Origin of the sequence: Actinoallomurus sp. NPDC052274, assembly GCF_040679475.1 — a bacterium.
GTDB classification, from domain to species: Bacteria; Actinomycetota; Actinomycetes; order Streptosporangiales; family Streptosporangiaceae; genus Actinoallomurus; species Actinoallomurus liliacearum.
On sequence record NZ_JBFAUT010000006.1, the window covers coordinates 204,143 to 224,504 of the forward strand.

Below are 20,362 nucleotides of genomic sequence, written 5' to 3' on the forward strand. Positions count from 1 at the left end.
ACACGTGGAAGACGGTCTGGCCGGGAGCGTGGCGATCATCACTGGCGCGGGCAGCGGAATCGGCAGGGCGACGGCTCGGTTACTCGCCGAGCGCGGCGCCCATGTCGTCCTCGTCGGCCGGAGACCGGGCCCGCTGCACGCCGTCGCGGCCGAGTTCGCTCCGGATCGCGTGATGGCCGTGCCCTGCGACGTCGTCGACGCCGAGGCGGTGCGCACGTGCGTCGACCGGGTGGTCGATCGGTTCGGTCGGCTTGACGCCGCGGTCAACAACGCCGGCACGTTCGGCGCCTTCGGCCCGCTGCACCTGGACACCGACACCAATTTCGACGAGGTGGTCAACATCAACCTGCGGGGAATCTGGAACTGCCTGCGCTTCCAGATCGCCGCGATGCGCAGGACCGGGGGCGGCTCCATCGTGAACTGCGCCTCGGTCTCGGGGCACATCGGCCACTCGCACAGCCCGCTGTACGCCGCGACGAAGCACGCCGTGCTCGGCCTGACCAAGTCGGCCGCCCTCCAGTACGCCGGCGACGGCATCCGGGTGAACGCCGTCAGCCCTGGATCAACCGACACCGAACTGCTGCGGCAGCTCTACGGCAGCGCCGAGGCCATCGCCGAGCGGGGGCGCCGCGCGCCGCTGGGCAGGGTCGCCGCCCCGATCGAGGTCGCCGAGGCGGCGGTATGGCTGGCCGGTCAGGGCGCGAGCTACGTCACCGGGCAGACGCTGGTCGTGGATGGGGGAGTGACGGCCGGATCCCTCGCGCCTGCCCGGACCACAGCAGCACACCACTGATCGAGAGGTGCCATGACCGCAACGCTGTATGACAAGGTTTTCGACCTCCACGTCGTCCGTGATCTCGGCGATGGCCGCTATCAGCTGTTCGTGGGGCTTCATCTGATCCACGAGGCCACCAGCCCGCAGGCGTTCGCCATGCTGCGGGAGCGGTCCATGGGGGTCGCCTTCCCCGAGCTGACGGTGGCGACGGCCGACCATGTCATCCCCACCGACGACATCAGCCGCCCCTTCGCCGACCCGCTCGGCGAAGCCATGCTCACTCGCCTCGAACGCAACACCGAGGACTTCGGCCTGCGTTTTCTGTCCCCGGCACGGGGCGAACACGGCATCGTCCACGTCTTAGGACCCGAACTCGGCATGACGCAGCCGGGGATGACCATCGTGTGCGGGGATTCGCACACCTCCACGCACGGTGCGTTCGGCGCGCTGGCGTTCGGGATCGGTACCTCGCAGGTGCGCGATGTGCTCGCCACGCAGACCGTCGTGCTGAACCGGCTCAAGGTACGGCGCATTCGCATCGAGGGGCGGCTTGCCCCTGGTGTCACGGCCAAGGACGTCATCCTGCACATCATCAACCGGCTCGGCCCCAAGGGAGGGGTCGGCTACGCGTACGAGTTCGCCGGTCCTGTCGTCGAGGCCTTGTCGATGGAGGAGCGGATGACGCTGTGCAACATGGCGGTCGAGGCAGGCGCCCGCTGCGGCTACGTGAACCCCGACGACACCACCATCGACTATCTGCGGGGCCGGCCGCACGCGCCGACCGGCGCCGAGTGGGACAGGGCGCTCCGCTGGTGGCGCTCGATCGCCTCGGACCCGGACGCCCGCTTCGACGACGACGTGGTGCTGGACGGGTCCGCGATCCCGCCGATGGTGACGTGGGGGATCAACCTCGGGCAGTCCATTCCGGTCGACGGGACGGTGCCCACGCCCGCGGATGCCGCCCCGGACGAGGCCGCCGCGCTGACCGAGGCCCTGGAGTACATGAGGCTCGAGCCGGGCCGGCCGCTGCTCGGTACCCCGGTGGACGTCGCGTTCCTCGGCTCCTGCACCAACGGCCGTGAGTCCGACTTCGTCGCGGTGGCAGAGGTGTTGCAGCGCACCGGGCTGCGGGTGGCCGCCGGCGTGCGGGCACTCGCGGTGCCAGGTTCGGCCCGCGTTCGCGAGCGGCTCATCCGGCTCGGCGTCCGTGACGTGCTCGAGCGCGCCGGCATCGAGTTCCGGCATGCCGGGTGCTCGATGTGCCTGGCGATGAACACCGACAAGCTCGTCGGCGAGGAGATATGCGCATCGTCGTCGAATCGCAATTTCAAGGGCCGCCAGGGATCGCCGACGGGCCGGACCCTGATCATGTCGCCGCTGTCAGTCGCGGCCGCGGCGGTCCGCGGGTACGTCGCGGACCCCCGCGAGGTCTTCGACATTGAGAATTCCGCATCCGTCCCACCGACCAGCTGAAGGAGACCCTGTGTCCGTCGCGCCGACAGGCATCCGTGAGATCAGCGGTACGACCGTGGTGCTCGCAGGTCAGGACATCGACACCGATCGGATCATCCCGGCTCGGTTCCTCAAGCACCTCACCTTCACCGACCTTGGCAGGCACGTGTTCGAGGACGACCGCAAGCAGATGACCGCGGCCGGCCGCACACATCCTTTCGACGACCCGGCCCGCCAGAACGCGTCGATCCTGCTGACAGCCGCGAACTTCGGATGCGGCTCCTCCCGTGAGCACGCCCCCCAGGCTCTGAAACGCTGGGGGTTGTCCGCAGTGGTGGGGGAGAGCTTCGGCGAGATCTTCCACGGCAACTGCGCGAGCATCGGGCTGCCGTGCGTGAGCCTCAATTCGGCCGATGCCGCCGAGGCGCGCGCCGTCGCCGACTCCGACCCGCACTGCCTCGCCCGACTGGACCTGGTGGAACGGCTCCTGGTGATCGGTGAGCGCCGATACCCGATCCAGATCAACGAGTCCCTGCGCACTCGGTTCGTCGACGGCACCTGGGACACATTGACGGAGCTTGCGGCGAATCTCGACGCGGTCCGAGCCACCGCACCTCGTATCCCCTACTTCAACGGCTGGCAGACCGATCCGGCGTCCGCCGGTGTGCGGTGACGTCCGGGCGGGAGGCACGAGCCGATGCGGCAGGGCGATCCTTGTGTGTTCGTGGGCAGCGATCACGTGCTCGGCGAGATCCTGGACTGCGCGGCCGAGGAACTGCGTGGCCAGGGCATCGACGTCGTCCGCGGGCCCGCGCAACCGCCGCCCGCGCGGACGCTGTACGCACCGCACGAGTGGGACCACTACTTCGGGCGGGCCGGGGCCATCCTCGTCAGCTCGCGGACGCTGCTGCCACGTCCGGTGCTCGCCGCCGCGCCCCGTCTGCGCGGGGTCGTCTTCGGATCCATCGGATGCGACTCATGTGATCTCGACGCGGCCACCGAGCTGGGGATCATCGTCGCGAACGGGGCCACTCCCCAGAACGCGGACAGCATGGCCGAAGCCGTGGTGATGCTGGCCGTGGCGCTCCTGCTGGAACTGCCCGACAAGCAGCGGCGGTTCGCCCGCATGGCGGCCCGGCGCCCGCCCCGTTCGATCACCAGCCGGATGCTGGCCGGCCGCACGCTCGGTCTTGTCGGCTTCGGCCGGACCGCGCAGGCGGTTGTACGTCGACTGGCGGGCTGGGATCTCGCCGAGATCCGTGTGCACACCCGACGGCCGGACCCGGTCCGCTGGCCGCAGGTGCGGTTCGTGGGGTTGGGTGAGCTGCTCGCCGAGAGCGACGTGGTCAGCGTCCATGTGCCCGCGACCGATCAAACCCGGGGAATGATCGGAGCTCCGGAGCTGGCGGCCATGAAACCGGGCAGCGTGCTGATCAACACCGCGCGTGGGGGCATCGTCGACGAGGAAGCGCTGGCCCGCGTGCTCGGCGAAGGCCACCTCGCCGGGGCTGCGATCGACACCTATTTACAGGAGCCGCCGCCTCCGGACCATCCGCTGCGCGGCGTCAACACGGTCATCGGTACCGACCACGTCATCGGGCACACCAGGGAGATGTTCGATTCGCTGGCACCGGCCGCAGTGGACAACGTGACCGCCATTCTTGCGGGCCGCCTGCCGCGGTACGTGTGCAATCCCGACGTCATCGCGCGCTGGCAGGCGCGGCATGGCCGGTCGGACCCAGCCTCCTCCTGATCACTCAGGTCCTCCGAAGGGCAGGCCCCATGCGCATCGCTCGTGTCATCTTTCCGGACGGGACGACCGGTCACGGTCTGGTGGAGGGGCCACCAGGCTCCGAGGTCGTCGCCGAGATCGACGGTGCGCCCTTTGGCGCACCCGTGCGTACCGGTCGCGAGATGCCGCTCGCCGAGACCGAACTGCTCGCGCCGGTGGTGCCCACCAAGGTCGTCGTCATCGGCCGCAACTACGCCGACCACGCGCGGGAGAGCCCGGCCGCCGACAGCGACGGCACGGCGTTGATCTTCCTGAAACCGCCGAGCGCGGTGATCGGGCCCGGCGGACGGATCACCCTGCCACCTGAGTGCGGGGACGTCGTCTTCGAGGGCGAACTCGCGGTCGTCATCGGCCGGCGCTGCCGACGCGTACCCGCCGCCGATACCGGATCGGTGATCTGGGGTTACACCTGCGCCAACGACGTCACGGCGCGCGACCTCGGTCGGCAGACCTCCAGTTGGACGCAGGCGAAGAGCTTCGACACCTTCAGCCCGTTGGGCCCGTGGGTGTCGACCGGGATCGATGCTAGCGACCTGCGGATCACCACGACGGTCAACGACTCCGTGCGGCAGACGGACTCCACCGCGTCCATGACGCGCGGTATCGCCGACCTCGTCGCATACGTCAGTTCGATCATGACCCTGCTGCCGGGCGACGTGATCCTCACCGGCACACCGTCGGGAAACGGCACGGTACGCCACGGAGATGTGGTGTCCGTGTCGATCGAGGAGATCGGCACTCTCAGCAACGCCGTAGTCGGGCACTGACACCGAACAGGAGATCTCAGATGTCGTTCGACCATCCCGTGCTCGACCTGCCCATGGACGAGCAGCCGGAGGGCAAGGAGCTCATCGAGGCCGCCATGCAGTGGCACTTCGGCCCTGATACCGGGAGTCCGTTCTGGCTGGAGAAGGCGAAGACGCTGGACTTCGACCCGCGTACGGACGTACGGAGCTTCGGCGACCTTACGTTGTTTCCCAACGTCGTCAACGAACTGCGCGAGGTCCGCGTCGAGGAGTTGATTCCGCGCGGGTACGGGGACCGCGCGGACGTGGTGGGGGTGTTCGAAAGCGGCGGCACCACCGGAGCGCCGAAGCGGGTGGTCTGCCTCGCAGACTGGCTCGAACGCTACACGACCTGGGTGAGCCGGAACATGGACCAGCGTGGCTTCGCGCGCGGCGTCAACTACGTCAACATGGTGCCCACGGGCCCGCACGCCTTCGGCCATTACACCGCGGGACTGGCGCGGATGCGCGGCGGTGCCATATTCAACATCGACATGGATCCGCGGTGGGTCAAGCGATGCATCGCGGGCGGCCACGACGAGCATGCCGACCAGTACGCCGACCACCTCGTCGAACAGGGCAGGCACCTGTTGGAGACGCAGGACGTCGGCGTCCTGGTCATCACTCCGCCGCTGCTCGCGCGGCTGGCGCGCGACGACCGTCTCGTCGACCTGGTCAACCAGAAGGTGGGGGTCATCTACTGGGCCGGCACACACATGGACGCGGACACCAGGTACCTGCTGCGCACCGAGCTGTTCCCGGAGGCCGAGCTGTTCGGGGCCTACGGAAGCACGATGGTGCTCTGCGTGACCCTCGACCGGTTGGGCCAGTCCGTCGACGACCCCTGCGTCTTCGACCCCTTCTCCCCGTACATCTCCTTCTCGGTGGTGCGGCCGGGCACCCGCGATGTGGTGCCGTACGGCGAGCGCGGACAGGTCGTGATGAACCACATCAGCAAGGCGATGTTCATGCCGAACAATCTCGAACGGGATGAGGCCACCCGTGTCGAGCCGCTGCCGGGCCAGCTCGGCGACTCGGTCGCGGACGTCACTCCGGTCGCCGTCTTCGACGACGAGACCGTAATCGAGGGGGTGTACTGATGCCGGACCTGATCGCGCTCGACGCACTGGGCCCCGGCGGCCCGTACCGGTCGCGTAACCGGCTGACCGTCACCGACGTGGCGGGCGCGCCGATCGCCGAGCTCAGCCTGGTGCCACCGCTCTTCGTCTCGCGTAGCGTGGCCGCGTTGGGCCGGGCCGAACCGCTTCCGGCCGACCGGCGAACGGCCGCGCTGACCGCCGCCGCGGAAGCCTTCGTGGGCGGCGTCGTCGCGGGCCTGACGGTCGAGGAGTACCAACGGGCCGTCAGCCGGGTCTCGGGCATGCCCATCTCGGTGGTCCGCGGCGCGGTCCGCGCGCTCGCGTACAGCGCGACAATGGCCGGCACCAGCGCGCATAGCGCCCGCCCGGCCGGCTCGGTCGGCGACTGGCGCGATCCCGCCACTCGCGACGGCCGCGCGGTGTGGGTACGCCGTGGCGAGGTGTTCGCGGTGCATGCCGCCGGCAATCACCCCGGCGTGCACGCACCGTGGCTGGAGGCACTCGCCCTCGGCTATCGGGTGGTCGTACGCCCCTCACGGCGCGAGCCCTTCACCGCACATCGGCTGATCACCGCCCTGCGGGAGGCCGGGTTCGGGGACGACCACGTGGTCCTACTGCCGACCGACCACGCCGTGGCCGACGAGATCATTCGTGCCGCGGACCTTTCGATGGTCTACGGCAGCGCCGACGTCGTCGCCAAGTACGCTGCGGATCCGACGGTCCTCCCCCAGGGGCCCGGCCGGTCCAAGATCCTGCTGACCGCGGCGGATCACTGGCACTCGTACCTGGACACCGTCGTGGAGTCGGTCGGCGGGCATGCGGGGATGGCCTGCCACAACATTTCGGCGGTTTTCGTCGAAGGGGATCCGGGACCGGTGGCCAGGGCGGTCGCCGAGCGCCTGGGTGATGCCCCCAGCCTGCCACCTGAGCATGACAAGGCCGTGCTTCCCGTGCAGCCGGTAGACGTGGCGCGCAGGATCGAACGGCATCTGCTTCGTCACGCGAAGGGCTGCGTGCCGTGGCTCGGAGGTTCCGGCGTGGTGGACGAACTCGGTGATGGCAGCGCCGTCCTGCGCCCTGCCGTGATCCAGGTGGACCGGCCGGATGCCCCGCAGACCGCGGTCGAGTTCGGGTTCCCTTGTGTCTGGGTGGCTCCGTGGTCGCGTTCGGCCGGCATCGAGCCGCTGAGGCGCACACTTGTGCTCACCGTGAGCGCACCCGACGATGAACTGGTCGACCGGCTGCTGGGCGAGCCGAGCATCGGCAACGTCTATGTCGGGAACAACCCGACGCTGTGGTTGGAGCCGGGAATTCCGCACGACGGATATCTCGGAGAATTCCTGATGCGCTCAAAGGCGATGATCAGGCGCTGACCAGGGGGAGCGCGGGCTCGGTACGACGGAGGACGTCGTCTCGACTGTGCTTCCCGCCATCCGGCCGCTACGGCCAACTGCTCCGCAGCGGTGCGGTCCTGCCTTGGGCTGGTGGGGATCAGTCCCGGGCAGGGCGGCGTCATCAGCCGGGGCAGGTGCCGACCGCCCGGTCGGGCAGGGCGTTGAGCGTCACGACCGCCAGCCGGCGAAGACGGCGAAGAAGTAGTTCTTGTAGAAGCAGTCCGCGTCCTGGAACCCGATCTCCGACAGCCACTCCAGCTGGGTTCCGACGGTCGTCGGCCGATCGTGCTCCATCCGGCGGTGGGCGGCTTCCAGGTCGGCCTCTGTCGCCCCGGCGGCCCGTGCCCGCTCCAGCCAGAGCGAGTGGTCGAGCTTCTGGACGCGTTCGGTCGTGCCGGCCACCTGCTCGGCGTTGACGAAAACCCCGCCCGGTTTCAGGACGTGATGAACCCGCTTGAACAGATCGTGTTTGTCGGAGTCCTCCAGGTGGTGGATGGCCAGCGCCGACACCACGGCGTCGTATGGCCCGCCCGGGATCGGTTCACGCATGTCCTGGGTGATCGTCGTACAGGACGCGCAGCGGCCGTCGAGGCGTCGCTCGGCCTGGGCGAGCAACTCCGAAGCACCGTCCACCAGCACGAAGTGCGCGTCAGACCTCAAACCGGCCACCACGGCCGACAGCATTCCCGTGCCGGCACCCAGATCCAGGATCCGTGGAGCGGGGCCGAGCCGAAGTGCGGCGAGCTCGGCCGCCATGCCGTAGAAGTCGTCGAAGCAGGGGACCATACGGTGGCGCACCTCGTCATAGGTGTCGCCGAGAGCGGCGAACAATGCGGAGATTTCCAGATTTTTCATCGCGCCTCCGTGACGGCGGGATCCGCACCTGCATGTGCGTCTCAAGATGCGAGATGCTTGTTCACTATATGACATGATAGTTAACCGCGAGGTAAACCCGCAAGCCTGGTCGCGTGTATGGCACCATGCCCGCATGCCGCTCGGTTGAGCCGGCCATGCATGTCCGTTGCCGCATATGCGGCGGACCGCGACAAGGTCTGGCGGTGGAGCCATATCACGGCAACTCGCCCGGTTCATTGGTCGGCTCGCCGAGGTCGGTGAGCAGGCAGCGAATGCGTTCGACGGTGCGTTCGTGGCGTTCCGCACGCACCGCCGGCCGCCGGATCCCCAGCGGGTGAGCGGGGGATCCGGCGGCAGAACCGCTGTCAGGATGATGTGGCTCCGGCAGCCTCCGGCCCGGTCGCTGACTGACCGTCGCTCTGCCGGCCGGAGGCCTCGAGGCTTTGGCCGTTGGTGCGCGGGCCGAGGATGCCGACGTCCAGGGCGAGGAGCACCAGGATGATCGCTGACCCGGTGAAAACGAGGCCCGCGCCGAGATCGTCGATCAGGTTGAGGGCGATGAACGGCAGCACCGCCGAGGTCAGGCGGGACAGGGAGTAGGCCACGCTGATGGAACTGCTGCGGATGCTGGTCGGGAAGATTTCGGCCTGGTAGGTGTGGAACGCGTTGGAGAAGATGTTGGATGTGCAGGTGAGCAGGAACCCTGCGGTCACGATGAGGGCGGGATCGGGTGCGTAGCCGAAGACCAGCCCGCAGACACCCATCGCGAGCGCAGATCCGACGATGAGCCATTTGCGTTCGATGCGCTCGATGATCGGAATGGACAAAGCCGACCCGATCGGATAGCCGAGGAAACTGAGCGCCGCATAGCCGAGGGACGTGACGACGCCGAAGCCCTTGGCGGTCAGTATCACCGGCGCCAAGGAGCCGAAGCCGTAGTAGCCGACGGTTTGCAGGATCTGGAAGAGCCAGAGCATGACGGTACGGCGGCGGTAGTCCTCGGTGAACATCTGCGCGATCGTCAGGTGCCTGACCGGTTCGGCAGATACGGCGGTGAGTGCGGGCAGCGGGCCGCGGGCGGTGGCTTCGACGCCGGCCACGATTTGCTCGGCCGCATCGGCTTGGCCATGGTCGATCAGCCAGCGCGGTGACTCCGGCAGGCGGCTTCGCACTATCCACACGATGAGGGCGCCGAGGGCACCGAAGATCAGTAGCCAACGCCAGCCGTCGATGAGCAGATGCTTGTCGGCGACGAACCTGCCGCCGAGGAAGGCGGCGACGGGGACACCAACGAAACCGATGGTGTACGCCCAGGCGACGGAACGGCCGCGGCGGCTTCGAGGTACGAACTCGCTGATGTAGGTGTCGACGAGGGTGAGTTCGGCACCGAGCGCCAGGCCCCCGAGAAAACGCAGCACTAAGAAGACGTCCAGGTTGGGGGCGAACGCGGTCAGCAGCGAGAACAGAGAGTACAACCCGAGGTTGACCAGGAACATACGGCGGCGGCCGAACCGGTCCGCGGCGATGCCGAAGCAGATTGCGCCGACGAACATTCCCGCGAACGCGGACGCGATGATCAGAGATTTCTCATTGGTGCTTAGGTGCCACTGATCGGTGAGTACGGCGCCGAGCACGCCGCCAAGGAACACCTCGTATAGGTCGAAGAATGTGCCGAGGCCCACGATGACGATCAGCGTCCAGTGCCAGCGCGTCAAGGGCATCCGGTCGAGCCGGGCAGTGATTGACTCAGCGGTTGGCTGCACGGCGTCCGCTCCTCACATCAGGTGTGCTGCGATAAAACCACACGAATCCACTGTTTGGGAATATTCCATCCACTTATTGAGATGCCTTGCGGCAGAATGACACTTTCCTTCGCGCCGGAGCCGACGGCCGGCTGCGCGTCGACCAGCGCGCGCGGGCGTGCGGATGGTTGCTCGTACGTCGAGGTAGTACCGACATCGCCCGGCGCCGCATCGCGATGATCTACTATGGAACCTGCGGCGAACGCGGACCAAACCACACGTGGTAGCACTACGAAACACGCTCCCCCCGCGAGACCTACAACGGCGCCCTCGACGACCAAGATCTCGCCACCGATCCCTTCACCGACAACCGCTACGCCTTCGGCGGTGGCAACCCGATCGGAACCGTCGAACTCGACGGCCACGAACCATGCCCCAGCGGAAAACTGTGACCTCCTGTATACGGGCAATCCCAAGTATTCCGACCAGGCAAAAGCAACTCGGCAGAGCCTGCCCGACACCGCAACCGATAAATGGGCTCGCAATGCGCTGGCGTATGTCGCCGGCAGCATGTCCAGCTGCGACCGCCGCGCCCACGCCGACCCGTGGCACGGGCGGATCCCACACCCCTCGACCGCATCCCTTTCTTGCCCCGCACCATCCCGCGCAAGCGATCTTTTGGTGTCTCATATGACTGGTGTTCGAGAGCCGGGATGATGACCACGCGCGTGTGCCGTGCCAGAACTCGTGCAGAGCGGTTGACCTGGGCGTCTAGCCTGGGCGGTCATGTCCCCCCGACTCATGTACTTGATCTTCGTGCGTCTGATCGGCTGGTTCGTGTTGCTCGCTCGAAGCGAGGCGTCCAAAGATCTGGAAATCTTGGTGCTGCGCCATGAGGTCTCGGTGCTGCGGCGGCAGGTCGGTCGGCCGCGACCGGACTGGGCAGACCGGGCGGTCCTGGCCGCGCTCACACGTGGGCTGCCGGCCTGGCTACGCGGTCACCGGATCGTGACGCCCGCCACACTCTTGGTCTGGCACCGCCGTCTGGTCAAACGGCACTGGACCTACCCGGCCAGGTCCGGGCGCCCGCCCATCCCCGCCGAGATCCGCGACCTTGTAGTACGGCTGGCCCGGGAGAATCCCCGCTGGGGCCACCGGCGAATCCAGGGAGAACTCCTCGGCCTCGGGCACCGGATCGGCGAAGGCGCGATCCGCCGGATCCTGGCTGCGGCCGGTCTGGGCCCCGCTCCCCGCGGGCCTCACCGACCTGGCGGCGGTTCCTGACCGTCCAAGCCTCCGGATTGCTGGCATGCGACTTCGCCAACGTCGACACCGTGTTCCTCAAGCGCCTGTATGTGTTCTTCGTCATGGAGATCCAGACACGCCGAATCCACATCCTGGGCATAACCGCCAACCCGACCGGTGCCTGGACGGCCCAGCAGGCACGGAACCTGCTGGTGGACCTGGGGGAGCGCGCCGACCGGTTCACCTTTTTGATCAGAGACCGTGACGGCAAGTTCTCCAGGGCGTTCGACGAGGTGTTTACCGGAAGCGGCATACGGGTCATCAAGACACCACCACGATCGCCTCGTGCGAACTCCTACGCCGAACGATTCGTCGGCACATTGCGGCGTGAGTGCCTCGACCACTTGCTGATCTACGGTGCGCGGCACCTGCGGCAGGTGCTGGCCGATTACGAGCGGCACTACAACGATCACCGTGCTCACCAGTCCCGAGGCCAAAGACCTCCGCTGTACGACACCGATCGGCTGATCGACCTCACGGGTGTGATCGAGCGCCGCAATACGGCGGTCTGATCCACGAGTATCGTAGAGCCGCCTGATGATCAGGTGAAAGCCCAGGTAAGCGGCCTAGCGATAAGTTTTGGCACTGTACAGGTCAAAGACAAATCCTCCCCCCACACGAGACGCGGCAAACCTGCATCCCGCACCAAAATCATAAACGACAATGATTACACCATCGTTGCGACCTTCGGGGCCGAGTACAGGGGGTCGTCCAGTACTACCTGCTGGCCAGTGACGTCTACCGACTGAACCGGCCGCGAGCGTGATGCCCGCCGTCGATGCCCCGGACCCGGGCGGACTCAGCGCCGCCGAACTGACCGATCTCCTCGTGGCCCTCGCACCGCGAGCAATCGGAGCGCAGGTGACCGTCTTCGACCCTGATCTCGACCCGGACGGCAGCCGATCCCGCCTTCTTGCCGACATTCTCATCACCGGCCTTGCCGCCTTGGGTGAGCGCCGTTGAGCCTGCCCCCCGGTCTGATCCGCCGGCTCCAGCCTCAAGGCGGTCATCATCATCTAGTCAGTGACTCAACGTCACCTTACGAGTTGGCCACGGTCGGAAACGGAGCGTGTGCGAATCGTTCCCGGCCGCGCCCGGATGTGACCGGTACGGCCTCAGCCGGGCGATGAACTGGCCTCACCGGCGACGACGGAGCGCGATGGGCCTGGAACCCGACAGGCGACTGATCTCCGTCATCGGCGACGGCTCCTTCCAACTGACCGCCCAGGAGGTGGCCAACATCATCCGCCACGGCCAGGAGACCCTCATCTTCCTGGTCAACAACCGCGGATACGTCGTCGAGTCCGAGATCCACGACGGCCCGTACAACTACATCAAGAACTGGGACTACGCCGGTCTCATCCATCCCTGGAACGCGGAGGACGGTGACGGCCTGGGCATCAGGGCGACAACGGGAGAGGAATTGGCCTCCGCCATCGAAAGAGCCCGCAAGCACAAGGGTGGTCCGGTACTGATCGAATGCCAGATTCAGCACGACGACTGCAGCCGCCAATTGCTCAAATGGGGATCCAGAGTGGCCCACGCCAACGCGCGGCCACCCCAACCCGGGTAGGACCCCGGCGAGACACGGCCCCGCCTGCCTCGTTAATTAAGGCCTGCTCCTGTCGCGCCGACCGCCTGCACCTGCGCCATCGCCGGATTTAGGCGGTAATTCCCCTGACCTGCACCACTGGCCAACTGGCGACGTTGCAATATGGCTGGTAAAGGGGGAGCTCACATCCCCTGCCCGACGTCATACCCGGCGGATCCCCGCAGCGGCCAGATCGCTGATGGTCGGATACCCGTCAATGGCCATCAGCAGATCGAGTTCGGCGAGGGCCGAGCGAAGATAATGCGCCACACAGTCAGTCCCACCGATGGCGAGAGCGTAAGCGTAGGGCCGGCCGAAACCAACAGCTGTTGCCCCCATGGCGAGGGCCTTGGCCGCATCTGACCCGCTACGGACGCCGGAGTCGAAGAGGACGGGCATGTCCCCGGCCGCCTCGACCACCTCGGGGAGCAGGTCGAGCGCAGGCACTCCGCCGTTGGCCTGGCGCCCGCCATGGTTGGAACAGTAGATGCCGTCTATGCCCTGATCCCGTGCACGCCGGACGTCATCGGGAGAGCCGATTCCCTTCAGCAGGAGAGGAAGCTTCGTGAGGGAGCGCAGCCAGTCGAGATCCTCCCAGTGCAGCGAGTTCCCCCAGACCTTCAGCCACTCCAGCCTGGCGGCGTTCAAATCCTCCTTCGGCGACTTGTCCAGCCTGCGCAGAAAGACGTCGTCGCTGAAGTAGTTCGCCAGACAGTAACCGCGCAGCTCAGGAAGGTTTCCGGTGTTCAGATCGCGAGGCCGCCACCCGGTCGTCCATGTGTCAAGGGTGACGACGATCGCCTTGAACCCCGCTCGTTCGGCGCGGGCGACGAAGCTGGCCGCAAGGTCGCGGTCGCGCGGGGTGTACAGCTGGAAGAACCCCGGCGTATCACCGAAGTGAGACGCGACCTCCTCCATCGGATCCATCATCAACGTGGACGCCACCATCGGCACGCCGGTCGTCGCCGCCGCCTTGGCGATCTGGACATCGCCATGGAAATCCTGGGCGCAGATCCCGATCACACCGATAGGACACATGAACACCGGCGTTGGCAGATCGATACCGAAAAGCGAGATGGAAAGATCCCGCTCATAGGCCCCGTTCAGCATACGAGGCACAATCCCGTATCTTTTGAACGCCTCTACATTAGCGCGCTGGGTGTGCTCATCGCCGGTCCCTCCCGCGAGGTACGAAAGGACCCACCATGGAAGAACCTCCGAGCCTGCCCTTTCCAGGCTCGGGTAATCAAAAGGATATTTTGGGACGATCCCATTCAATGCATTGATATAGATCTCATTCTGGAAGTCGCCGTACTGATAGGATGGCATACCGTCCACCAATCGAGCTACCCAAGTTTCGAACTGGATCGAGAGCCGTTCCGGCAGGGCCGACTCCTTCTCAATACCTTTCCCTGCGTCCGTGATCGGCCAGTAGTGGTCAGGGAAGGTTCTGTCGGATTTCCCATGCCAAGTTTTTAGGCTCTTCGAAGTTAAGTGGGTCGCTCCTGGCGGAAGGCTGCTGTTCGCCCGCAGGTGAAGCGGTCGCGGAGTGCGTTTAGCGGTAGTGGATCAAGGCGACGGCGCCGCAGGCCGCCCGCTCCGGCACGCCCTGCAGGCGTGCGGCGTGAGCGCCGGTCCCTCCGGCCGTGCCGATCGGGCGGCTTACTGGCCGTTCGGGGTAGCAACTCGGCTGGCTAACCGAAACGTGGACCAAGCGCGGGATCAGGGCATGTCGCTGGCCGGTACCACGATCAGGTCCAGCGGGTAGTGCCCGTTGTAGCCGAGCCCGTGCTGGTTCCACACGACGTCCTCCGGTCGAGGCTGGACGTTACCGGCCTTGTCCTTCGCGCGGGACATTACGCGGTACTGCCCTGGTTTTACGCCGTTCCATGGCACCTCGAAGCGCACCCACATGAGTGGTTCGGGTGTGTTCAGCAGCGTGGCCCTGCGCCATGGCATCTCGGTGACCCATCGCCCGGGTGAGGCCAGTTTCTCCACGGAGACGTCGACGCTTTCGATCGCGCCGGACCCGGACCAGGCCCGCCCGCGCAGGGTGATGTCGCCGGGAGCAAGCGTGATCTCCGGGTCGTGCTCGATGGCGCTGCGGACGGGGCCGACGGTCAGGTGGGCCGGCTTGGGATAGGCAGGGCCGATGAGCACATGTCTCGTCTGGAGACCCGTTGCCGGAATGGGGTGCTTCGACGCCTCGATCTCACCGAGCCACTTGACGTAGGTGACGGCGGCCCACCCCGACAACAGCAGGCGGAGCGGGTAACCGTGGTCGACGGGCAGGTCGGCTCCGTTCATGCGGTACACCAGCAGGGTGTCGTCCTTGAGTACCTTGTCGGCGGGGGCGACCTGGGAGTAGTGGATCTTCCCGCCGGGGAAGCTCTCGTTTGAGATGACATCCAGGCCGGTGAACTTCACGTCCAGCGGGGACTCGACACCGGCCGCTGCGAGCACGTCCTTGACCCGCACCCCTGTCCACTCCGCGGCGCCCACCGCACCGAAGTGCCATTGGGTGTAGCCGACCGGGAGCCAGCGATCGTCGGCTCCCCCGGGCGGCAGCTTAGGGAAGAACGCGGCACAGTTGGCGCCGCAGTCGATCGTGCGTTTCACAGTCACGGACGGCATCGCCAGCAGCTCGTCGTAGGTGAACGAGCGCGGGCGGGTGAGCGCGTCGCCGGTGAGCTTGAGTCGCCATGTCCGGCGGTCGATGGCGGGTGGGCGGGCCCTGTTATGGATGTACATTCGGTCGTTGGGGACGAACTCGCCATAGCCGCCGGGTTGGCCGTCGAGGACAGCCCGCCCGACCGGGCCCCACTTCATCTCCTGCGAGCCGTTCTCACGCTGGATGAAGTACCAGGATGGCGTCGTCTGCACGACGAAATTCGTCGTCTCGGCCGATGCCGACGCGGCCCTGCCGGATGTGACGAGCGCTCGCTCGGCGAAGAACGGCGCCGTCGCCGCCACCGAGTACACGAAGAACCGCCGTCGCGAGCACCCCGCCTCTGATCGGATCTCTTGGGAGCGGTCAGCGCCGGCCCCGTTGTTGGCCCGTCGGTGCCCCACCATCAGTGCCTCCCCCAAGCTGTCGATTGCAGAATCGGGGGATTGGCCGTAGTTCGTATGTTTCGTACCTACCCCGACTACCCGGGCGGCCTAACCTGGATCACTCCTGGGGCCGATTGGGCCCGCGGAGCGATTCGGCTGGCTGCTGCCCGCCCAGCCCTGGCATCAACCGACAGCCCAGGTCTCCCCCTCGTTCAAGCAAGATGCCTCCAGCGGGGGCGCTCCGGCGCGGGGATGGCCCGCACTGCGCGCCGAAGGTGTCTGAGCTGGTTGAGGTGGAAGCCGGGTCCTCGCCTCCACCGGCGTCCCGGGCGAAGCCAAGCAGACCGGACACCCCATGCCGTTTGGTGTCAAGCGGCGAGGGGTCGTTCCCAAGCCCGGCGGGGCGAGGTGTTGTAGATCGAACGATTCTTCAACAGCCCCGACGCCTGGTGCCGGGACCATCGGTGGGAATGTCCTGCGGTTGGCGACGCTCGCCTACCTGGCGCGGTACAAGGGTGACTCACGCATGCACACCGAGTCGGACCTGCGGATCTACCTGGCCTGGTGCGCCGAACGGCACCTGGCACCCTTGGCGGTGCGACACGCGCATGTGGAGTTGTACGTGCGGTGGCTGCGGGAGATCCGCCGGTTCCGGCCCTCGACCGTGTCCCGGCGGCTGTCGGTGGTAGTCGGCTTCTACCGGACCTGCGTGATCGACGGGATACTCGAGCACTCGCCCGCCGACCATGTCCGACGCCCTAATGTCCCACCCGAATCGCCCACGCTCGGACTATCACATCTGCAGTTCGAGGCACTCCTGTCCGCCGCACGTGCCTCGGCCAACCCCAACGACTTCGCGCTGGTCGCGATGCTAGGACTGCTCGGGCTGCGGATCTTGGAAGCCACCAGCGCCGACATCGACGACCTGGGCGAGGAACACGGCCACCGAGTCCTACGCCTGGTCGGCAAGTGCACCCGGATCATGCTGATACCTCTTCCACCAGCAGTCGGCAGAGCTCGGTGTTCATCACCCCGGACGGTCACTGGCATCGGCGATCCAACTTCGCCCGCCGCCTATGGCGGCCCGCCTGCGACGGCGATACCGCCCGCAAATGGCCGCCCATCCTGCCCGGGGAGGTCTTCCACGGCCTGCGCCACCACCACAAAACGATGCTGGACGAACTCGGTATCGAAGATGCCCTCAAGTACGAGCGGATGGGGCACCAGATGCCGGGCATCGCCGGCGTCTACAGCCACGTCACCGATTCCATGCGGCTAAAGCTGGGGGACCGGCTTCAGCAACGATGGACCGCCCTCACCGCCTGCCGGGCGTAATCGTCGTGACCTCGACCCATCTCGTGCTGAGAGGGAGCAGGGCCGGGAGTATCACCGGGAGCACTGCTCCCGGTGACCCCGACCCACGAAAAGTACTGACCCCGACCTACCGAATGGGTAGTCCTGATCACCCGTGGAGCACCCTGCTCCCGATCTGCTCCCGATTCGGTCCGGTCGTTAGCATGGAAAACCAAAATGCAGGTCAGGCGCATGGCCTGACCTGCATTAATGTGGTGGGCGATACTGGGATTGAACCAGTGACCTCTACCGTGTCAAGGGAATCCGTTGGTTCAGTTGACCAGCGTCTTTTCATAAACGTGCAGGTCAGAGGCCCCGTTCAAGGAAGTTGAGGGACGTTCAGAGACGTTGGGTGAAGTCCCCGTCTCCAGTTCCTCCCCAGATCTTGTAGGGGAGCCACCTGCATGTTCTTCTCATCGCCACTACTTTCCGTAACTGTCGGCGGCGGCCGAGGCTGCGCTGATCGCCGGTTCACACTCGACCCAGAACATTCATCCACCGCAGAGCCCGGCACGATCGCCTGGTCATGGCGGGAGTACAGGGCGGTTCAGAACCGTGCTGCAGCGCGGCGGTGTGTCGTGGCGCCGGTCGGCAGTCGTTCGTCGGCGGGTGAGCGGTGATGCGGGCCGGAGCCCGGGTGATTCGGTGGACGACGACGCTGAGTGTGGTCGTGCTGGCCGTGATCGCGGCGATCGTGTCGTATCGGCACATGTATCTGCTGGTGCGGCGGTACGAGGAGACTCCATGGACCGCCGTGCTTCTTCCGATCTCGGTAGACGGAATGATCGTTACCTCATCCATGTCCTTGCTCATGGATTCGCGATCCCGTCGGCGGAGCGGGCTGCTGCCCTGGGCGTTGCTGCTCATCGGGAGCACCGCCGGTTTGGCGGCGAACGTGGCGGTCGCTGAACCCTCGGTGGTCGGCCGGCTGATCGCAGCCTGGCCGTCCTGTGCTCTGATCGGCTCGTATGAGCTGCTGATGCGCCAGGTCAGGAACGCTGGTCCACAATGCCTGCCGGGTGCTTCAGAGGAACCTCATACCGATTCGGTGATCGGTGGCGTCGTTCCGGACCAGCCCACATACGAAGCGACGACGATGATCGAAGGCGCTTCCTACCCAGCTCATACGGATGTAGACGCTGCTCATACCGTTGGGGGCGATCTGCCGGATGGCTCATACGAGCTTCAGACAGAGCACCCCGACACGACGGCGAGCCCAGCCTTGATGGAGACCTCCGCCGAGCGGACACCACGAACAGGCGGGGCAGCGGCGGGGTGCTTGCAGCACCGGGCGTGGCAGTGGGTCCTCGCCAACCAGACGCAGATGGGTCACCTGCCCACCGGCAAGTCGATCGCAGAACAATTCGGGCGCCGGGAACGCTGGGGCCGTCTCGTGAAACAAGCCGGCCTCAACGGACGCTTCGACCCCGCAACCCGCCGACCAGGTCAAGAGACGAATGCTGCTTGAGTTGGAACATCGAACCTGCGGGCTGCGCCGGAAAGAGGACTGGCCTGGCAGAGCCGGTGACACGGCCGATCTGTCCGCTGAGGTCAACGCCGCAATGGGGCCGGCCCGGTAGGGCCGGTGACACTACACCGCCTCCGGCCACGGCACGTCATCGTGATAGTCGGCGTGATGGCCCTGATGGGCGCCACCGCCGCCGCCTTCGCCCACAGCAAGGACGCAGAACTTCACCGACCAGGCCGGACTGGCGCGCGGCGTCGCCGCTTACGCCGGTCACGGCGCGGGCGTGCTGTTCTCGATCGGATTGCTGGACGCCGCCGTCATCGGCGCGTTCGCCGTGTCCCTGTCCACCGCCTACGCCATCGGTGACCTGTTCGGCCTCAACCACTCCCTGCACCGCGGTCAAAGGCGCCAAAGGCTTCTACAGCGTCTACGCCCTGCTGATCGTGTTCGCCGCCGTCATCTCCCTCACGGCCTCCGACAAAGTGCTCGGCCTGATCACCCAGGGCGTCCAGGTGCTGGCCGGAGTGCTACTGCCCTCGGCGACGGTGTTCTTGCTGCTGCTGTGCAACGACCGGGCGGTGCTCGGCCCGTGGACCAACGGCCGCAGGACCAACGCCTTCACCTCGGCCGTGGTCGGTGTGCTGGTCACTCTGTCCACCATCCTGACCGCCTCGGTGCTCTTCCCCACCATCACCGCCGACCAGATTCTCGACATCGTGGGCGCCGGCGGCGTCGGCGGGCTGCTCGCCATCGGCTACGCCGTCCTCCGCCGTCGCGCGGCGACCCCCGCCGAGCCGATCGACCGCATCGGCAAGGACACCTGGCGGATGCCTCCCCAGGCCGAACTGCCCAAGCCCTTCTTCTCCACAGGGCGCAAGATCGGCATGGCCGCACTGCGCCTTTACCTGGTCGCCGCCGTCGTTCTGGTCATCATCAAGATCACCCAGCTCGCCCTCGGCCACTGACCGATTCCCCTGGGCGCGCGCCGGAGCCCAGCGCCTGCAGACGCCGATCCGGCGCGCTCCTCCTTCAACCCGGCTGTCGCCTGACGCAAGCGAGGTGAGCATGACGTTCCTCATCGCGCCCTTCCACCCGGCCCGCTGGGCAGCGCCCCGTGCCAGAGGACAAGCCGTCTGACCGGACAGCACCCCGGCACGCTGGAGAGCCGACAACGACCGACACACGAGTAAGGAGAGCCGACATTGATCTGACAGGACCTGTCGCACATCCAGCCGATGACCGGCGTCACGATCAATTCGCCGCCGAACTGGCCACCCCGCCACCGGGGTGGTCACCACCGCCGGGGTGGGCACCGGATCCCTCGTGGCCTCCGCCGCCTCCGCCGCCTCCGCCGTTGATGACGCCCCCTCGGCACCGATGACGCGGCCGCCGACCGGACCGCCACCAGAACTCGTCCCGAGCGGCCTGCTTTCCCAAGGCAGTTCGACGGCGAGCGTCGGCTCGCCCCCTCGGCGCCACACCCGGCAGGGGGTGACACCGCGCTCCGGTGATCCGCTCGAGCCCCGTGGCGATCCGCTGCAGGCCCATCGCGTGACCTCCGCCTGCGAGACACCCTGCTCGCACAACCAGGCGGCGGCCATCCGCATCGCTTCCACCGCGGCCCGATCCAGCCACATAACCGCTGGTCGATCACAGGCACCGCTGATCATGCTCGCGCCAAATACCAGGAAGGCCA

Annotated in this window: 19 protein-coding genes; 14 read left to right on the forward strand and 5 right to left on the reverse strand. The window is 66.7% G+C overall.

What is annotated here, in order from left to right; translation table 11 throughout:
- The first annotated feature begins 4 nt into the window (after positions 1–4).
- The 7 genes from AB0K82_RS08015 (at position 5) to AB0K82_RS08045 (ending at position 7,277) form a co-directional block, all read left to right on the forward strand.
- Positions 5–793, forward strand: coding sequence for a glucose 1-dehydrogenase (locus AB0K82_RS08015; protein ID WP_364394169.1), 789 nt, complete (start codon positions 5–7; stop codon positions 791–793).
- A 12-nt stretch (positions 794–805) separates the two neighbouring features.
- Positions 806–2,248: a 3-isopropylmalate dehydratase large subunit gene (locus tag AB0K82_RS08020; protein WP_364394171.1), complete on the forward strand. Its 1,443-nt coding sequence runs from the start codon at positions 806–808 to the stop codon at positions 2,246–2,248.
- A 10-nt stretch (positions 2,249–2,258) separates the two neighbouring features.
- On the forward strand, positions 2,259–2,900 hold the full coding sequence (locus AB0K82_RS08025; protein ID WP_364394173.1) for a 3-isopropylmalate dehydratase small subunit: 642 nt from the start codon (positions 2,259–2,261) through the stop codon (positions 2,898–2,900).
- Positions 2,901–2,951: 51 nt separating this feature from the next.
- Complete coding sequence (locus AB0K82_RS08030) at positions 2,952–3,980, forward strand: NAD(P)-dependent oxidoreductase (RefSeq protein WP_364394175.1); 1,029 nt, start codon at positions 2,952–2,954, stop codon at positions 3,978–3,980.
- Between the two features lie 29 nt (positions 3,981–4,009).
- Positions 4,010–4,786, forward strand: a complete 777-nt coding sequence (locus tag AB0K82_RS08035) for a fumarylacetoacetate hydrolase family protein (protein ID WP_364394177.1) — start codon at positions 4,010–4,012, stop codon at positions 4,784–4,786.
- A 20-nt stretch (positions 4,787–4,806) separates the two neighbouring features.
- Positions 4,807–5,904 (forward strand): phenazine antibiotic biosynthesis protein, encoded by a 1,098-nt coding sequence (locus AB0K82_RS08040; protein ID WP_364394178.1) that lies wholly within the window; start codon positions 4,807–4,809, stop codon positions 5,902–5,904.
- Positions 5,905–5,981: 77 nt separating this feature from the next.
- Positions 5,982–7,277 carry an aldehyde dehydrogenase family protein gene (locus tag AB0K82_RS08045; protein ID WP_364394180.1) on the forward strand — a complete coding sequence of 432 codons (1,296 nt, stop codon included), beginning with the start codon at positions 5,982–5,984 and terminating at the stop codon, positions 7,275–7,277.
- A 189-nt stretch (positions 7,278–7,466) separates the two neighbouring features.
- Here the strand turns inward: AB0K82_RS08045 and AB0K82_RS08050 are convergent, their stop codons facing one another.
- From AB0K82_RS08050 to AB0K82_RS08060, 3 genes are all read right to left on the reverse strand, one after another.
- Positions 7,467–8,153, reverse strand: coding sequence for a class I SAM-dependent methyltransferase (locus tag AB0K82_RS08050; protein ID WP_364394182.1), 687 nt, complete (start codon positions 8,151–8,153; stop codon positions 7,467–7,469).
- A gap of 365 nt (positions 8,154–8,518) precedes the next feature.
- Entirely contained in the window at positions 8,519–9,916 is a 1,398-nt protein-coding gene (locus tag AB0K82_RS08055; protein WP_364394184.1) for an MFS transporter, read from the reverse strand.
- A 17-nt stretch (positions 9,917–9,933) separates the two neighbouring features.
- The gene (locus tag AB0K82_RS08060; RefSeq protein ID WP_364394186.1) at positions 9,934–10,320 is read right to left on the reverse strand and encodes a hypothetical protein; all 387 of its coding nucleotides are present in this window, start codon (positions 10,318–10,320) and stop codon (positions 9,934–9,936) included.
- 361 nt (positions 10,321–10,681) lie between these two features.
- On the opposite strand from AB0K82_RS08060, the gene AB0K82_RS08065 reads away from it, so the two are divergent.
- The 4 genes from AB0K82_RS08065 to AB0K82_RS08080 all read left to right on the forward strand — a co-directional run bounded on the left by AB0K82_RS08065 (position 10,682) and on the right by AB0K82_RS08080 (position 12,773).
- Positions 10,682–11,179 (forward strand): hypothetical protein, encoded by a 498-nt coding sequence (locus AB0K82_RS08065; RefSeq protein ID WP_364394188.1) that lies wholly within the window; start codon positions 10,682–10,684, stop codon positions 11,177–11,179.
- 50 nt (positions 11,180–11,229) lie between these two features.
- Positions 11,230–11,712 carry an integrase core domain-containing protein gene (locus AB0K82_RS08070; RefSeq protein ID WP_364394190.1) on the forward strand — a complete coding sequence of 161 codons (483 nt, stop codon included), beginning with the start codon at positions 11,230–11,232 and terminating at the stop codon, positions 11,710–11,712.
- A 253-nt stretch (positions 11,713–11,965) separates the two neighbouring features.
- Positions 11,966–12,163 (forward strand): hypothetical protein, encoded by a 198-nt coding sequence (locus AB0K82_RS08075; protein WP_364394193.1) that lies wholly within the window; start codon positions 11,966–11,968, stop codon positions 12,161–12,163.
- Positions 12,164–12,359: 196 nt separating this feature from the next.
- A complete protein-coding gene (locus AB0K82_RS08080; RefSeq protein ID WP_364394195.1) occupies positions 12,360–12,773 on the forward strand; it encodes a thiamine pyrophosphate-dependent enzyme in 414 nt (137 codons plus the stop codon).
- Between the two features lie 180 nt (positions 12,774–12,953).
- Here AB0K82_RS08080 and AB0K82_RS08085 read toward each other — a convergent pair whose 3' ends face one another.
- The gene (locus AB0K82_RS08085; protein WP_364394197.1) at positions 12,954–14,120 is read right to left on the reverse strand and encodes an alpha-hydroxy-acid oxidizing protein; all 1,167 of its coding nucleotides are present in this window, start codon (positions 14,118–14,120) and stop codon (positions 12,954–12,956) included.
- 393 nt (positions 14,121–14,513) lie between these two features.
- Entirely contained in the window at positions 14,514–15,866 is a 1,353-nt protein-coding gene (locus AB0K82_RS08090; protein WP_364394199.1) for a molybdopterin-dependent oxidoreductase, read from the reverse strand.
- A 999-nt stretch (positions 15,867–16,865) separates the two neighbouring features.
- Here AB0K82_RS08090 and AB0K82_RS08095 point away from each other — a divergent pair.
- The 3 genes from AB0K82_RS08095 (at position 16,866) to AB0K82_RS08105 (ending at position 19,631) form a co-directional block, all read left to right on the forward strand.
- Positions 16,866–17,180: a hypothetical protein gene (locus AB0K82_RS08095; protein WP_364394202.1), complete on the forward strand. Its 315-nt coding sequence runs from the start codon at positions 16,866–16,868 to the stop codon at positions 17,178–17,180.
- A 637-nt stretch (positions 17,181–17,817) separates the two neighbouring features.
- Positions 17,818–18,666, forward strand: coding sequence for a DUF2637 domain-containing protein (locus AB0K82_RS08100; RefSeq protein ID WP_364394204.1), 849 nt, complete (start codon positions 17,818–17,820; stop codon positions 18,664–18,666).
- Between the two features lie 362 nt (positions 18,667–19,028).
- On the forward strand, positions 19,029–19,631 hold the full coding sequence (locus AB0K82_RS08105; RefSeq protein ID WP_364394207.1) for a divalent metal cation transporter: 603 nt from the start codon (positions 19,029–19,031) through the stop codon (positions 19,629–19,631).
- The last annotated feature ends 731 nt before the right edge of the window (positions 19,632–20,362 follow it).

What these genes read in the sequence shown, in the direction of transcription:
- AB0K82_RS08020 (WP_364394171.1), top strand. Translation starts at nt 806, where the DNA reads ATGACCGCAACGCTGTATGACAAGGTTTTCGACCTCCACGTCGTCCGT.
- AB0K82_RS08035 (WP_364394177.1), top strand. Translation starts at nt 4,010, where the DNA reads ATGCGCATCGCTCGTGTCATCTTTCCGGACGGGACGACCGGTCACGGT.
- AB0K82_RS08040 (WP_364394178.1), top strand. Translation starts at nt 4,807, where the DNA reads ATGTCGTTCGACCATCCCGTGCTCGACCTGCCCATGGACGAGCAGCCG.
- AB0K82_RS08050 (WP_364394182.1), bottom strand. Translation starts at nt 8,153, where the DNA reads ATGAAAAATCTGGAAATCTCCGCATTGTTCGCCGCTCTCGGCGACACC.
- AB0K82_RS08065 (WP_364394188.1), top strand. Translation starts at nt 10,682, where the DNA reads ATGTCCCCCCGACTCATGTACTTGATCTTCGTGCGTCTGATCGGCTGG.
- AB0K82_RS08075 (WP_364394193.1), top strand. Translation starts at nt 11,966, where the DNA reads ATGCCCGCCGTCGATGCCCCGGACCCGGGCGGACTCAGCGCCGCCGAA.
- AB0K82_RS08080 (WP_364394195.1), top strand. Translation starts at nt 12,360, where the DNA reads ATGGGCCTGGAACCCGACAGGCGACTGATCTCCGTCATCGGCGACGGC.
- AB0K82_RS08085 (WP_364394197.1), bottom strand. Translation starts at nt 14,120, where the DNA reads ATGCCATCCTATCAGTACGGCGACTTCCAGAATGAGATCTATATCAAT.
- AB0K82_RS08090 (WP_364394199.1), bottom strand. Translation starts at nt 15,866, where the DNA reads ATGGTGGGGCACCGACGGGCCAACAACGGGGCCGGCGCTGACCGCTCC.
- AB0K82_RS08100 (WP_364394204.1), top strand. Translation starts at nt 17,818, where the DNA reads ATGCGGGCCGGAGCCCGGGTGATTCGGTGGACGACGACGCTGAGTGTG.